The sequence below is a fragment of the Peredibacter starrii genome (assembly GCF_034259205.1).
GTDB lineage: Bacteria > Bdellovibrionota > Bacteriovoracia > Bacteriovoracales > Bacteriovoracaceae > Peredibacter > Peredibacter starrii.
In genome coordinates this window covers 2,338,371-2,353,179 of record NZ_CP139487.1, presented here as the reverse complement: position 1 = coordinate 2,353,179, position 14,809 = coordinate 2,338,371, and the positions used below count along the sequence as shown (strand labels likewise).

Below are 14,809 nucleotides of genomic sequence, written 5' to 3'. Positions count from 1 at the left end.
AAATTCCTCCGTCTAATTTGGGAAATATTATTCCCTTTGTTGTTATTGGCTTTCTATAGGACTTTTACCCATTCGATTATATTATTACTTACACCAAAAGCATTTCCCGTTCTCTTATAGCCATGACTCTCGTTCAGGGCAATCATACGGAAATTATCTACCGGGCAGTAGTTCACTACTCTGCGAATCTGCTGCTTCTTAGCTTCTTCTTCGTAAAAATTCTTAATCTGATGGGAAAAACCATTCCCTTGGAACGCCATTTTGATCGGAGTGTTCTTAGTAAAGAGAGTGTCCCCGTCTTTTCTCATAAGAACAGCAGCAACGATCTCTTCATCTGTGGTTACAGAGAAAAGCTTCCATCCTGTCTTAACTTCTTTTTTAATATTGTCTAATGACCAAGAGAAATCTTGGGTATCAGTGAATGCTTGAATATCGAATTTAGAGAGGTTCACGACCTCTTCTTCTTTCTTCGCTTCTTTGAAAACTAACGGCTTGGTATCTTCCATTTTCTTCTTTTGAATAATTGTCTTAACAGCTCTTCTACCTATTGTAGTAATAAAAATTTCAATTTATCAAACAGATTTTTTTCTAAGCATCAGGAATAAAGTTCAAATTCTCCTCTTGGAAGGCCTCTACCCCCAGGATATGCAGCTCTTCGAACAGGCTTTTTTCCCTCTGGGATGAGTAAGGCGCATGGATATAAACCGTAAGATCTTCAACGTCAACTAGCTCTGGGCGGGCCAGATTTTGATACAATGTAAGAATTTCCGGAGAGTTTAAAAAGGCCTTAATCTCACGAATTTTATCCACCAATTTCAATGTGTGAAAAGGCCCTTTTTCAGAGGAGAAATGATATTCTTTTGCATCAACATGCTTGGGCCACTGACGAATCCAGGTGAAGACCTTTTTGAGCTCATTTTCATCGGAATCTGTCATTCCTTCGAAGGCGGCCTCTGAATTTCTATCTCGTAAAAAGGCCTCGCATTCGCGGATCGAAAGAGTGTCTAAACTGGTGATTGGTTTACCAATCAAAAGACTGGCCATAGATTCAAAAATTATTTTTTGAGCATCACCAAGCTCTCCGTAAAATGACAAATTTTTGACGATATTTCCCTCCCACTCAAGCCCTACCCAGAGGATAAGACCATCACCGGGGAATCTTTTCATGATGGGAGACAACTCACTTTTTATATATTTTGGGTTCGCTATAACTTTGCGGGCACGCTCAGAATTTATCTTTAACACTACTCTTCCTCCTACTCATGAAGTGCATTCAAGGCTAAGATACTTCTTATGATCTTGCCAAGCTCTCTTACTAATATGACTGAATGGACCTTCGTGGGCCCCATGGGTCCAGTTGTTCCGAATACTCTATCTGCTTTTCCTCTGATTGCCGTTGATGGTGGTGCTCATCACTCTCCTAAGCTAGATATCTGGGTGGGCGACGCTGATTCCTACACGGAAAAAGTGAACTGCGAACATCAATATAAGCATCCGGTAGATAAAAATCAGTCTGATTTAGCACTAGCATTGAGCTTTTTTGGGGAAAATCTCCTCTATAAGTTCCATTTCTGGGGATTTCTGGGAGGAAGAAGAGATCATGAACTGTTTAATCTCGGCGAGGCGCTGACCTATTTAGAGAATCATCCGGAGTCTCAGATCATCTTTTATGGAGCAGATGGAAAAATTTCTTTTCATCTCTTAGGTGCGGGTGATTGGAAATTTCGTCATGAAGGTCTTTTTTCTTTGGGAACTCTAAAGAAAGTCACTGTGAAAATGACCGGTGAATGCAAATATCCTATTCCGAGATCAACTTTTGTTTATCCATTATCCAGTCTGGGTCTCTCTAATATTGGAGAAGGCACCATCGTTCTAAAAGTGGATGGCCCTGTCTTTATCTATTATCCGGAGGGGAAATGAGAGCGGTTTTTCTCGATTCATTGCGTGGACTGGCCGTGATCTGGATGATTATTTTCCACACTGCCTACGATTTAAAAATGTTTCAATACGTCACCTGGAACTTCTCCGAGGGTTTCTGGTACGCCTTTCCTCGCGTGATTGCTTTCACTTTCTTATTTTGCGTAGGCATGTCTCTTAACTACGGGCATCGACCGAAGATCAACTGGAAGTCACTTAATAAGAGAAGCTTAAAACTTGGTGGTGCGGCACTTGCCGTGAGTATCGGAAGCTATATCGCTTTTCCTTCTCAATGGATTTTCTTTGGAACTCTCCATTGCATTTTTGTGGGTTCGATCCTGGGTGCACTTGTGGTGAATCACCGAAAGCTCGCCTGGGGCCTATTAGCGGCCATTTTAGTGCTGCAATACCTCCTTCACTATGACATCCGCTGGGTTTCTTCGATCCTTCAAAAACCATCAATGGATTTCATTCCTATCTATCCGTGGTTCTGGGCCATTTTACTTGGGATTCTAGTGGGCCCTTATTTGTCAAGAAATACAGTGCTGCAGCAGATGAAACCGAATAAATTTTTAAACTTTCTGGGCCAGCACTCATTGAAGATTTACTTAATTCATCAGCCCATCATTTTTGGCTCAATTTGGTTGGTTTCTCAGCTAGTGTAAGCGTAATTTTTGTGAGAAATTATGGGCCTCTATGAACACCTTAGTTTCTTACTACCGAAAAGTAGAACTCTTCTTCGGTAACCTTAAGTTCGCTGTAGTCATCATACTCCTCTTTGCCATCGCCTTGGGATACGGAACCTTTATGGAGTCCTATCACGGCACGGAATACGCCAATCGATTAATTTATAAATCGCTTTGGTTCATGGGCATCCAGTTTGGAATGTTCCTGTCTATTCTGTTCGCGACCCTCATCAGGCTGCCGATGAAAAAACACCTTTATGGTTTTTATGTCATCCACGCGGGGCTGATCATCCTGTTCCTAGGTTCTTACGTGACCTATCAGTCAGGTGTAGATGGAACTGTGACTTTGACGCCAAATCTTCCGGCCCGTCAGGTTCAGATCAATCAGGATGAGTTAAAGATTCAATTCCCTTCAAAGGGCAAGGAAGTAACAGTTGATCTTCCTTATGTGGCCGGTCCTAAGAATCTTGGCTACGAGTATGAAGGAATTAAACTTGGAACGTTCCTTCCGTTTTCTGAAAACAAACAAGACTGGCTTCCGGCCAAGATTGAAGACCAAACTCAGACCTCATCTCGGTACCGTCTATATAATGAGAACTTCGGGGAATTTATTACCCTAAGTCTTCATCCTCAATCAGACTTCAGTAACACCCAACAACTGGGTCTATTAAATGTGCACTATATGCCATTTAATCTCGCTGCTTGTTTTAGTAACAATACTCCGGATGGTTTGATTGTCTGGAACGGTGAAACCACTGATTGTAAGAGTCCGACTCCAGCAGAACTTAAACGCAGGAAGAATCTTGCCGGCAAAGACGTGGTGGAAATCGACTTCAAAGGCGATAAAGTTACTTTCATGCCGGAAATGTCTCCTCTTCCATTGAATGATAAGATGGAGCTCAACGAGAACTCTCCGTATCGCATCTTTAGTAAAAAGCTATTCGAAAAGAATCCTCATCTTTTCCTTTTCGGTAAGAGTGCCGCCTATTTTGATAAGACCACTTCAAAATGGGTCTCAGAAAAAGTGGAAATGAATGGTGAAATTCCACTTCCATGGATGGGATTCAAACTAAGACTTCTTGAACACAGAAGTGACGCTTACCCAACAATGGTTCCAAGCTATGTGAAGCCAGTTCAGGACAACGGCCAGACAGTTAAGGGCGACCTTAAAGCGGTTGAAGTAATGATGGACGGACATACTTTCTGGGTAAATTCTCAGGAACCAATCGCCTATAACAAAGATGGTGAGCGCGTGACCTTCATGGTGACGAAGAAAACCATCACGCTCCCTTACGAAATCGTTCTGGATAATTTCAAAATGGACACTGATCCAGGTACGAACAATCCAGCAAGTTATGAGTCTTTTGTGACCGTCTTTAAAGGTAACGAAGGCTCAGAAAAACATCACGTTTATATGAATCACCCTTTGAAGTATCAGAACTTCACTTTCTATCAGGCCTCATATTTCCAAACGAATGAAGGCCCTTTTGGAAGTGTTCTAAGTGTGAACTTCGACCCAGGTAGATTTTGGAAATACCTTGGTTCTCTTCTCTTGGTACTTGGTTCCATCTGGCACTACATCCTGAGAAGAAAAACGGTCGCTAAACCAGGAGAGGCCCGTGCTTAAGTTTATTGTTATTTTCCTTATCAGTATCTCGAGCGCTTTTGCTCAGATGAACGTTTGTAACTCTGACCTTGATACTTTCCCAGTTCAGGCCGGCGGACGTGAAAAACCTCTTTATGTTCTGGCGCTGGATACAGTGAAGTTCATGACGGGTGAGAGCAAAATTCAAGATATGGACGCCACGACAGCGTTTTGTAAGTTGTCTTTGAAGGCCTTTGGTATGCCGCTGGAAATTCCAGTAAACATCAAAGTTGATCACGTAGATGTGAGAAAACTTTTAGGCATGAAAGAAGATCAAACCACTATTCCTGTTTCAGAACTTGAAGGGAAAGTGGGCATTATGGAAACTGAACTTGCTCAGCTTAAAGAGAACAACTCTTATAAGAAAGAACTTTCAAAAGTTAATTCTCGCCTTGGAACATATGCCGCCATTGTAAATGGTCGCGCCTGGACCATCCCGGTAAAGGAAGCGGACAAGATCAAGTTCCTTTCTATTGGCGAATTCATGACTCAGGAAAGAGTTGAAGGTGCGGCCGGAAGAGGTTCAAACCCCGTTTCATTCCTCCTTGGCCAGGCCAAGTCTGATTACTTAGGTGTTAAGGGCGACCACTACATGCTGGAGCTTAAATACTTTAAGTGGAACCTGTTTGTATGGGCCCTCATTAGCTCATTACTTGCGATTATCGCGTTTGTGGTAACGAAGAATAAAATCCCGGGGACCATCTTCACCGTCATCACTATCGCCCTGCAAATCGCATCTATGACCCTGAGAGTTTTGATCTCAGGTCGTGCTCCGATCACAAATATGTATGAAACAGTGATGTTCTCGGGCTTTGGTGCCCTAGTGATCAGCTGCATTATTTTTGCTTTCAGAAAAGAGATCGTATTCATACTGGCGGGCCTTGGTTGCAATATCCTGGGTCTATTCATGATGAAATTTGCTCACGGGATGCTGGATGAAGGTATTTCACCACTCGTTCCAGTTCTTCGTGATAATTTCTGGCTATCAACTCACGTTTCAACCGTGATCCTTTCATACGCGGCACTTGCCCTTTCATGGTTAATTGCGAACTCGCTTCTTCTTAGAAGCCGTTTCTCGACTGTGACTTCAGCTGAGTATCGTTATCAGGTAGACCTGATCTACACTTGTATTAAAGTTGGTGTGGTGATGCTGGCCGCGGGAGTTATCCTGGGTGGCGTATGGGCCGACTACTCATGGGGCCGCTTCTGGGGCTGGGACCCGAAAGAAACCTGGTCACTGATTGTACTTCTGGTTTATATGGCGATCCTTCACGGTAAATACACGAGCTGGATTCCTCCACACCGCTTCGTTGCCCTGGTTGCCGGAGCGTTTATGAGTGTGATGATGGCGTGGTTTGGTGTGAATTACATCCTCGCTTCAGGGCTTCACTCTTACGGGTTCTCAGAAGGTGGAGCGATCTTCCTTGGAACGTTCTTCCTGGTTCAGATCGTGATTCTCGTGATCGGAACAGTTAAAATGAAAAAGACTGCTTAAATAAAAAGGGCCCTAAAACGGGCCCTTTTTTTATCTAATCAATATTCATTCCTGCATCTTTTAACTCGTCCTGCATTCCCCAAATCTTCTTCAAAAGCTTCGGCGAATGCGATCCCAGATAGGCCATCAACACAAACTTCAAAAATCTTCCAATGAAGATCACAATCGTTAACGTTACTAGCGGTGTATTGGATAGCCCCGCCAGAATCAAAACCGGATGTTGAGTAATAGGTAAAATCGCCACGACAAAAACAATCAGAATGTCGTAATTATCAAAAAACCTCTCGGTCCAGATCCAGATCTGGGTTTCTGTAATTCCTGAATAGTATTCCTGGATCCACGGTAGTCCCTGCATCTCGACAAAGGCCGAAAATAAAACGGAGCCAAGAGTTGAACCAACCGAGACAAAGAGAGCAAAAATAAACCAGCGCTTTGGAATGAGCATTGAGCTCGCCACCAGAATGCCATCGTTCGGGATAACAATCAGAAAATTATCCAGTACGGATAAAAATCCAATCAATAATGGATACCAGGGCCTGTCCGCAAACTGCTCAAGCCATTTAATATACTTCTGAATCTTTTGATGTAACTTTGCAAATAGCATGTGATCCCTAAATTAACAGTTGTAGTAGTGACTAGAACGTTTGAAGGGATTAAGCGGAGGCCATTTGTTGATAAATTTTTGCACCTGAGGAAATGAAATTCGAAATTTCTCGGCAGTTATAATTGGACAGAAATCCATTTTGATTCAAAAGGTTCTGAGGCGTGACATTGAAGAATTCCAGAGCGTCGCCCGCTGGATGCAGTTGCTTTTTCTGAATGATATTTTGAGGAGTGACCAGTCTGGAATTATTAACGACAGTTTTTTTATCAAGACGAAAATGGCCATCGCCCACTCCGGATAAATCCCGGGATGAGGCAAAAAAGACAAGAAAAAATGAGATGAGAAGACCCAACAATAATTTCATTTAGAAGAATTCTAATCTCTTAAAATATTTTAATCCAGAGATAAAAGACCAAAAAAAAGGGCCCCAAAGGGCCCCATTTTTTATTACTGAACGATGTAGAAATTTGCTCTCTGAGCGTAGATACGATTGATCATACCCTGATCACCAGTTGATTCAAAGTAACCAACCAGAGCACCTTCCGTGCGAACTTGTTTCACATAGAACGACTCGATGAAAGCGTCTACGTTACCTTTTAGCCAGCCTGGCATCTGGATGAAGCCAAGGGCCACACCCGCAAGGTTAAGAAGAGCACGGTTACGTTTTACACGATTTGGATTTGAGTAATCGTAAGCAAGTGCCGGCTTAGACGAGAACTGGTGAGCTGTGTGGTGAAGGTGATAGATCTTCTTTGCACCAGCTTCAGTAACGTTTACGAAAGCATAATTAAGCTTCTTAATGTCTTCGAAGTTAACATTCGACATCGGGCCTTCCCAAGTTCTGATACGAGTGTTACCTGTACGAACTTCCTGGTAGAAACGTTGGAAACCAAAGTTTAACCAGTCACGGGCAGCATTGTTTGATGAGAAGATATCAAGCATATCAATGCGGTATTCATAGATTGAAGAAACAGTGCGATCCACTTCTTCTTTTGTCATTCCAAGTTTTGACTCAGGAAGTGACTCGAAATAATGAAGAAGCATGTTGTGGTGGAAGTGACGCTGTTCCATCATCATGTCGTGAACACGAACGATCACGAAGCTTGCGATATTAAGTGCCGGAACGTTAGCAAAGTGTTTCTTAGCTTGTTCAAGTGCCCATACCACAACTCTGTAAGTCACCTGTCTCTTATAGAAGAAACGAGGATCTTCAAGGTTTGCAAGGATTGTTGGATCAACGAATTGGAAAGCTTCGTTAAGTTTTGTTTCGAATTCTTTCCAGAAGTCTTTTGGTGCCAGAACTTCAGCAAATGTATTGTTTACGTTGATGTTTGGGATATTAAGAAGAGATTCTTTGATCTTCTGAGCTTCTTGATTGCCCTGAGCTTTTGAATATGGATCAAGACCCATTCCATAAAGCATGTCATCGATCTCGGCCTCAACCTGACTGTCAGTTAGGTTCATGAAGTTTTTCTGTTCAAGTCTAAGATCATTCTTAAGCTGTTCAATGAACGGCTTAATCGTGAAACGAGTGATTGCCTTCTTTAATTTTACGGTCGTGACAACACCTTGTTCATTTTTTACTAGTGTGAAGCGTTCGTTGAAGCCTTGAATTGATAGGTCTTGAGCGAATGCCGACACAGAGAGTGCCAGACCCATGGCCAATGTTAATAAACGGGACATGCATATCCTCCTTAATTTATAAAAACCATTCCGTTGGTTATTCAATGTAGTAGTTAATGCTATCGAAGACCCAAACGGTAAGACAATCTCGGAAGGAGTTGAAATGAGGTAAGATGACTATTATTTTCTTACAATCAAACTACTTTAATCAGTCTTTCGGATCGATTTTCACCTGACGGTGATTGAACATGCGGTGGTACCAAGACTTAAAGCTCTTGATGTCACGGAGGGTTTTTGGCTGGAAGGTTTTGAGTTCATCAAAGATCGTAGAAATGAGAACTCCACGATTAAAAGATGTATCAGCGATGTAGTTGTCACCTGTGTGGGCCCAATTGATCCCAATCACTTCACGACGCTCATTAAAAATCGGAGCTCCCGAGGAGCCGTTTAAGGTCGGAACGTAATGATAGAACTCTCCTTCTTTGATCTTAATGCCGCGGCCACTTGAACCTTGGATTCCCAGACCAGCTGCATTTCCGATGTGAAGTAAGGAAGCATCTTTATCAGCGCGAACTTTTTTCGTTAGACGAAGAGGTTTTACATCTGTGCCGATGGGGAGCCCATTACTCATGGGATGCATTTCCACCACACAGTAGTCGTATTTGGGACTACACCAACGAACTTTTGAGCATTCAACCCGCTCTTCACGATGATTTAATTTGATAGAGAACTTTCCACAGCTCCAATTTTTAGCAGTCGGAGTGTAGGCCATCACATGGCGATTAGTGAGAACGATATTAAGTCCCACTAAGAAGGCCGTGCCCACACTGGTTCCGGTTCTGGTCGTGGCCTCAAAGACGGATTGAGCAAGAAACTGCTCTTCTTCAAAGTCTTCCGGGTCCATTTCGCTTTCGTAACCCTCTTTGAAGACCTTGGCACTAAGTTGATCATTGTTGGTGATTTCGACTACCGGGCCAGTTACTTTAACCAGACCTTCTTCTTCAGAAATTTTGTAGCCTTTAAAGAGATAATGAAGACCTGCTAGACTTCGAGAAGGCACAATTGTCCACGAGCTGGCGAGACCTCGGTAGGCATCCATCTTTTCTTCGATCTTCACCGGAGTAAAGGCCGTGATCAATAATGTACAGAGAAGAACTTGGTAGTACTTCATATTGGTCATGTCGGTCTCTAGGTAGAAAGCTTGAGAACTGGACTAGACTCGTCCGTTAAGAACGGTGTCCCAGAGCATTTGCCTCATTTCCAGTGCCTTCAATCCAGCATCCAGACCCATCGTTTTTAACTTTGGATCGTTTCCAACCAGATAATCGAAACACTTTAGAGCGAGCGGTCCATGCTCTCCTGAATCCACTTCAATGTGTCTTTCAAGATAATATAAAAACGTAGGAGCTGAAATGTTTTCTTTCTTTAATACGTCGACAATTGACTGAAACATGTCGGGAATGAGCTTTTCTCGTCCAAAAAAGAAGCTCGCTGCGACTTCAACGACGTGACCATCCTGGGCAACTTTTAAATTGTGATCCACAAATTCTCGAGCGCCGGCCGGAATAAGATTTAAATTTCCAGAGGCGAGAAACGCTTTGATGTTTTCGGTGTTAGCTCCGATTTCTTCCATACCTTTAAGATACAAATCAAAATGAGAGATAGGTTTCCCGTCTTGATCCACATCACTCTCCTCACCTAGAACAATCTGATTAATCAGACGGACCATATCGGCCGGATAGGTGCTAGGTCTCCAGGGAACAGAAACGCATGTGATGTGACGTTGAAGAGACTTCAAAAGACTCATGAAATCCCAGACTGCAAAAACGTGATACCCCATGAAGTGACGAATCGATTCCAGGTCTTGAAATGTTCCGTAGACAGGGTGATGAGTAAGGTCTTTTTGCTTAAGTTTGATGGCTTCCATAAATGTCCTCGAAGTGAGGGCACTATAGCATTTCTATTGTTTGATGTCTTGTGGTCTGTGGCCAACAGGAAGACCTTGATCGTGATCCAGTTGCCAACGGTCAGTCATGAGCTCCTGACGTTCAACTCTATAGAATAACAAGGATTCATCCAGCTCATTGAGCTTTTTCATAAGCTCATTTTGGAGCACCAGACGTTCTTGTTTAAGAGTTATCATATCATCGATGGCCTTACGTTTTTCTCTTTGCAGACGGTTGATTTGCTCGTCGTAGTCAGCGGCAGTTTTTACTTTTTGCTGATCGAAGGTCCATAAAAAGTGATTTATGTCATTCAGTTGCTTTAAGAAGTCTTCCTTTCGAAGAATCAATTGATCGCGGTATTTACTCGCTTCAAAAACCCTCAGGGCCAGAGTTTTTGAATAAAAATTCAGAACGGTGCCGCGACGGAAATATTCCGTAGTGGAATAACATGGGCCCAGGCTTTCTACATAAATTGTAAAATGGAAATCCTCAACGTTTCGAACGAAGGCCTTACAGAAATCACGAGTGTCTTTGAGGTTTACCTTGAACAGAACCGAGTCACCGGCACGGAAGAATTTAGTGTTGTTGTTTTCAACGTGAATTTTAAAAACCCGAGCACTGTCATCCTTATCTGAAACTCTCCCTGAAAAACGCTCATAATCCACGTTTGGATCGATCGATCCTCGGTTCTCAGGGCCTAGGACACCTTCATTGGGTAAATTTGGCACAACGACAACTGCTCCAGCAGTCAGACTGAATACGAAAAAAAACAGGAGTGAAAAGTGGCCAAATGTCCTCATGCTTTTTATTATGGTTCAGATTCTTAAGAAACCCAAGACGTTTTAAACCCGACCCCTTTAGGAGACTAATATGGAATTTTTCATTGATACTGGTGACCTTAACGAAATCAAGACGGCCTACGCCTGGGGATTCGTTGATGGTGTTACGACTAACCCAAGCCTAGTGGCAAAAACTGGTAAAGACCAGGCCGCTCTTATCCGCGAAATCTCAGAAATCGTTGATGGCCCGATCTCAGCTGAAGTTATTTCACTTGAAGCTGACGGCATGATCAAAGAAGGCGAAGAACTAGCTAAAATCCACAAGAACGTGGTGATCAAGCTTCCTATGACAAAAGACGGAATGATCGCTTGTAAGCATTTCTCAAAGAAAGGCATCAAAACGAACGTTACTCTTATCTTCTCTGCTAACCAGGCCCTTCTCGCTGCTAAAAACGGTGCGACTTACGTTTCTCCGTTCGTTGGTCGCTTGGATGACGTTGGCCAGACAGGTATGGATCTTATCCAGGAAATCCGTGTGATCTTTAACAACTACGGTTTCGAAACAAAAATCCTGGCCGCTTCTCTTCGTCACTCGACTCACGTGAAAGATTGCGCGATGGTAGGGGCCGACACAGCTACTCTACCATTCAAAGTTATCGAAGGTTTATTCAACCACCCGCTAACTAAAAATGGTCTAGACCAATTCATGGCCGATCACGCTAAGTCTAAGAAATAAGACTCTAATTTAATCTCAAATTACTTCGGAAAGAGCCGATACAGAAATGTGTCGGCCCTGACTCCGGAGTACATTTGAAGACGCTATTATTCGTTCCCATTTTATTCTCACTGGTTGCCTGTAATGCAACGAAGACTGAAGAGATCACCTCCGGTGGTGTCGTTACAAGCAAAACTCCGCACGTCTGGGGCAGTCAATCATTCCCTAAAACAGTTTATGTTTCAGAAGACTTTGATACGGCCGAAGTTGAAAACATCAACGACATGGCCGACAAATGGGATGTTGCCTCTGAAGGCAAAAAATCATTCTTTTTAGTTCAAAGCACTCCTGTTGCTGAAAAATCTGATACCGTCGCAAGCTCAGATGGCTTTAAAGACAGCATTTTCGGCATCTATAAAGTTGTTAAGTGGCCCACGGATCTTCCAAGTGCACTTGCAGTTACTCAGATGTTCGGAACACTTTATAACTCTGGCGCAAGTGATGAGTACTTTTCTATTCAGCACGCCGATATTTTAGTGAATTACCGATACACATTTTACAGCGGTGACTCTGGCTACGGTTACGATCTAAAAACCGTTATCCTCCATGAGATGGGCCACTTCATTGGTCTTAACCATCAGAACGTCACTTACTCGCAACGATACTCAACAGTAATGTACCCTTCAGTGAGCTCAGGTGATAAGAAACGAGATCCAACTCCACTTGATCAAGTGACTCTCGCCTCTCACTACAATTACACCCTCAGTAGCTCTTCTGGTTCTTCTCAAATGGTGACGCCTCGTAAAGAGTACAAGCCTCGCGACGCCGGTACGGAAGTTAAAATGCAGATCGAGTTATATCCTGATGGGGAATGTGTTCACCGTATGAATGGTAAGGTTGTAAACCGTCATCCGGCCTCATTAAAATAATTCATTTCAATAACTTCTCTCCTTTTTACTTTCGCTGGCGGAAGTAACTTTCTTTTTTACTTGATCAATACGTAACATTTCCGTATATTAATTGCAAGCAAAAAGTGATGTGGGAACAATCCACTTTCGCTGGCGAAAGTAAAATCAAGTTAAGTATAGGAGATTAAAAGCGGGGACGAATCCCCGCCGAGAATTTAGAGAAGTTCTTGAAGTTGTTCGAGAGAAAGTTTTTGGTGCATGTGAGGAACAGTCTGCATGCTCTTATTGTAGTCGAATTTATTTTTTGTTCCGAAAGTGTATTTCTTGAAATCGTCTTCAAGAGATACGCCATAGAACTGACTCATTTCTTGAATGAACTCTTCAACGAATAATGGAGCAAATCGACGATTCTCAACCATATGGCGCATGAAAGGTTTAAGGCCGCCCTTCGAAGAAAGTTTGTTGTCCATATAGCTCATGAAACGCTCACCAAATGAGTAAGCTGAGTAATCAGTATGGCGAGTGTAATAAAGTCTGTTCGACATCATGCTTGTGCCTGAAAGAACAGAAATGGATTGGTAACCTTTGTCTCTCCAAGAGGCCAAGGCCTCATCTAACCAACCTGTGTTACCATTGGCCGGCATTACACCACGGGCGAAGTATGAGTGAAACATCTCATGCCCAACTGCGCTTACTGAAGTCATGGTAGCACCACAGTACTCCATGCCGCCTGAGCCGGCGTTGTAGATTGTAAGTGATGGGTGAGGCCAAGCGCCGTAGTCGCGCTCAAGCTCTTGGAAAACGTCAGTAGCTGCCGCTTTCATTTGATCAAGAGCAGTTGCTGCAGAAGCAGATTTAGTAACGTAGATAACAACTGGGATTTCACGGCCATCGATTGATTTAAGTGAATAACGAGTTTCAACTACACTTGATGCAGGAGTTGTATGAAAGAAAATACTCGATGAAGTGTAATGGGCCGGATAATTGATTTTGTAGGTACCAGCTTTAACTTCTTCAACCACACCGTTGGTGTAGACGTTTTGAATTGTTTTAGCGCCCAGGAAATTAAGAGTAAGTGTCATTTTAACTTGATCGAACTCGAAGTTTGCGGGCATGTAGCGCTCAAGGAAGCGGCGGTCATCAAGGTCAGAGGCCCAGAAAGCACTCTTCACACCACCATCAACGTAATCAACGAGTGTGGTAAGTGGAACAGTTACAGAAAGCGTATGGTTACCTACGGCAACGTTTTGATTAACTACACGGAGAGTCGTTTCGCGGCCGGGAGTTTTTGTTGAGAAGCTTGAAACGTTCTGGCCATTGAGAACCACGAAAGATGGATCTGCGTAACTGTCAAAGATCGGCATACCAGCTTCAGGGGCGAAGAACTTAATCATGGCGGTTGCAACCGCACGACGTGAAGTAATGTCGTAATTGATGGTGTAGTCGGCAGTTGTGAAATCTACAAATACAGCTTTTCCACTGCTCGTTAGAAATGATTTTGGTCTGTGTGATAGATCATTGCTGGCAAAAGCAGACGTCACAAACAAAAGACCTAGAAGGAAAAATTTCATAAGAACTCCTTAATCAATCAAGTAGCGCATTTGATCAAATAAGGGGCGAAGTGACAAGTTTAGGGGGTAAAATTAGCCATGCGTCATTTATGCTTATTAATGTAATCTCGGAGACGATCGGCCACCTGTTCGAGGTCACGATAGTTGTCGCCATCACGGAAAGTGAGCTTACGGTCCTTCCCTTCAATTAAATCATCTACATAAAGTTCAAAAGCGTAGAGAGGGCCCGCACTTTTGTGACTAATTACAATTCCGGCCAGGAAGGCCATGGAGCAGAATAATAAAGTGATCAAAATATAAGTTAGAAAATACGTCAGCATGAGGTGCTGTTTGTTCGTGATAAATGGTGAAACCGAGGTGTTAAAAAACGAAAATGAAAATATCCCTAAAATCAAAGAGCATGAAAAAACTACCAACGCAAAGTTTAATCCGACCTTGTACTGCTCTTTGGGCCAGATAAGATAATTGCCTCTCATAGAATCTGGATGCCAAACGAGCTTTTCTTTCCCGAAAATGACGAACAAAACCAGTGCGACCCCGACCCACAAGAAGACATCGGCGAAATTAAAAACAGTTCCATTGAACGGAATGAAGTCGATGGTTTTTCCATAGATAATTTTATCGATCACGTTTCCAAACATTCCACCTACTAAAAGTGAAAGACCGTATTTCAAAATACTCGCGCGTGATGGAATGATGTACATCAAGAACACGTAAACGAAAAACACCAGCCCCGCAAAACAGCCCAGGGCCACAATTCGAATATTGTCGGGAAGATTTGCATAGAGACCCATGATAAAACCCTGATTGAAATGCAGGGTAGAAAGGGTCATCCCCCACCATTTGGTGAGCTGATCCACTACTATACTTATCACCAGGATTAATCCTGATATAAGAAATCTTTTGTTCATTGGTCTTCT

General features: G+C 42.9%; 16 protein-coding genes. 6 read left to right on the top strand and 10 right to left on the bottom strand.

Annotation, left to right across the window (positions count from 1 at the left end; all coding sequences use genetic code 11):
- Positions 1-53: 53 nt before the first annotated feature.
- Together SOO65_RS11920 and SOO65_RS11915 are read right to left on the bottom strand one after the other, a co-directional pair.
- On the bottom strand, positions 54-506 hold the full coding sequence (locus SOO65_RS11920) for an N-acetyltransferase (RefSeq protein WP_321390022.1): 453 nt from the start codon (positions 504-506) through the stop codon (positions 54-56).
- 82 nt (positions 507-588) lie between these two features.
- Complete coding sequence (locus SOO65_RS11915; protein WP_321390019.1) at positions 589-1,245, bottom strand: hypothetical protein; 657 nt, start codon at positions 1,243-1,245, stop codon at positions 589-591.
- A 48-nt stretch (positions 1,246-1,293) separates the two neighbouring features.
- Between SOO65_RS11915 and SOO65_RS11910 the strand changes: the two genes are divergently transcribed.
- From SOO65_RS11910 to SOO65_RS11895, 4 genes are read left to right on the top strand one after another with little or no spacing between them, the layout of a single operon-like run.
- Positions 1,294-1,920 carry a hypothetical protein gene (locus SOO65_RS11910; protein WP_321390016.1) on the top strand — a complete coding sequence of 209 codons (627 nt, stop codon included), beginning with the start codon at positions 1,294-1,296 and terminating at the stop codon, positions 1,918-1,920.
- Entirely contained in the window at positions 1,917-2,582 is a 666-nt protein-coding gene (locus tag SOO65_RS11905) for a heparan-alpha-glucosaminide N-acetyltransferase (RefSeq protein WP_321390013.1), read from the top strand. The genes SOO65_RS11910 and SOO65_RS11905 overlap by 4 nt, the downstream gene beginning before the upstream one ends.
- Positions 2,583-2,613: 31 nt before the next feature.
- Positions 2,614-4,230, top strand: a complete 1,617-nt coding sequence (locus tag SOO65_RS11900) for a cytochrome c biogenesis ResB family protein (RefSeq protein ID WP_321390010.1) — start codon at positions 2,614-2,616, stop codon at positions 4,228-4,230.
- Positions 4,223-5,743: a cytochrome c biogenesis protein gene (locus SOO65_RS11895; RefSeq protein WP_321390007.1), complete on the top strand. Its 1,521-nt coding sequence runs from the start codon at positions 4,223-4,225 to the stop codon at positions 5,741-5,743. Before SOO65_RS11900 ends, SOO65_RS11895 begins: the two co-directional genes overlap by 8 nt.
- 34 nt (positions 5,744-5,777) lie before the next feature.
- Here SOO65_RS11895 and SOO65_RS11890 read toward each other — a convergent pair whose 3' ends face one another.
- The 6 genes from SOO65_RS11890 to SOO65_RS11865 form a co-directional block, all read right to left on the bottom strand.
- Positions 5,778-6,347: a YqaA family protein gene (locus tag SOO65_RS11890; protein ID WP_321390004.1), complete on the bottom strand. Its 570-nt coding sequence runs from the start codon at positions 6,345-6,347 to the stop codon at positions 5,778-5,780.
- Between the two features lie 49 nt (positions 6,348-6,396).
- Entirely contained in the window at positions 6,397-6,711 is a 315-nt protein-coding gene (locus tag SOO65_RS11885; RefSeq protein ID WP_321390001.1) for a hypothetical protein, read from the bottom strand.
- 83 nt (positions 6,712-6,794) lie between these two features.
- On the bottom strand, positions 6,795-8,030 hold the full coding sequence (locus tag SOO65_RS11880) for a hypothetical protein (RefSeq protein ID WP_321389998.1): 1,236 nt from the start codon (positions 8,028-8,030) through the stop codon (positions 6,795-6,797).
- Positions 8,031-8,178: 148 nt separating this feature from the next.
- The gene (locus SOO65_RS11875; RefSeq protein ID WP_321389995.1) at positions 8,179-9,150 is read right to left on the bottom strand and encodes a trypsin-like serine peptidase; all 972 of its coding nucleotides are present in this window, start codon (positions 9,148-9,150) and stop codon (positions 8,179-8,181) included.
- Positions 9,151-9,183: 33 nt separating this feature from the next.
- The gene (locus SOO65_RS11870; RefSeq protein ID WP_321389992.1) at positions 9,184-9,897 is read right to left on the bottom strand and encodes a DUF3050 domain-containing protein; all 714 of its coding nucleotides are present in this window, start codon (positions 9,895-9,897) and stop codon (positions 9,184-9,186) included.
- A gap of 33 nt (positions 9,898-9,930) precedes the next feature.
- On the bottom strand, positions 9,931-10,716 hold the full coding sequence (locus tag SOO65_RS11865; protein WP_321389990.1) for a hypothetical protein: 786 nt from the start codon (positions 10,714-10,716) through the stop codon (positions 9,931-9,933).
- A 70-nt stretch (positions 10,717-10,786) separates the two neighbouring features.
- Here SOO65_RS11865 and fsa point away from each other — a divergent pair, with 70 nt between their 5' ends.
- Positions 10,787-11,431 (top strand): fructose-6-phosphate aldolase, encoded by a 645-nt coding sequence (gene fsa, locus SOO65_RS11860; protein ID WP_321389987.1) that lies wholly within the window; start codon positions 10,787-10,789, stop codon positions 11,429-11,431.
- Positions 11,432-11,505: 74 nt separating this feature from the next.
- Positions 11,506-12,339: a matrixin family metalloprotease gene (locus SOO65_RS11855; protein WP_321389985.1), complete on the top strand. Its 834-nt coding sequence runs from the start codon at positions 11,506-11,508 to the stop codon at positions 12,337-12,339.
- A 194-nt stretch (positions 12,340-12,533) separates the two neighbouring features.
- On the opposite strand, the gene SOO65_RS11850 is transcribed toward SOO65_RS11855, so the two are convergent.
- Together SOO65_RS11850 and SOO65_RS11845 are read right to left on the bottom strand one after the other, a co-directional pair.
- A complete protein-coding gene (locus tag SOO65_RS11850) occupies positions 12,534-13,889 on the bottom strand; it encodes a gluzincin family metallopeptidase (protein ID WP_321389982.1) in 1,356 nt (451 codons plus the stop codon).
- Between the two features lie 83 nt (positions 13,890-13,972).
- A complete protein-coding gene (locus SOO65_RS11845; protein ID WP_321389979.1) occupies positions 13,973-14,800 on the bottom strand; it encodes a signal peptidase II in 828 nt (275 codons plus the stop codon).
- Positions 14,801-14,809: the final 9 nt, after the last annotated feature.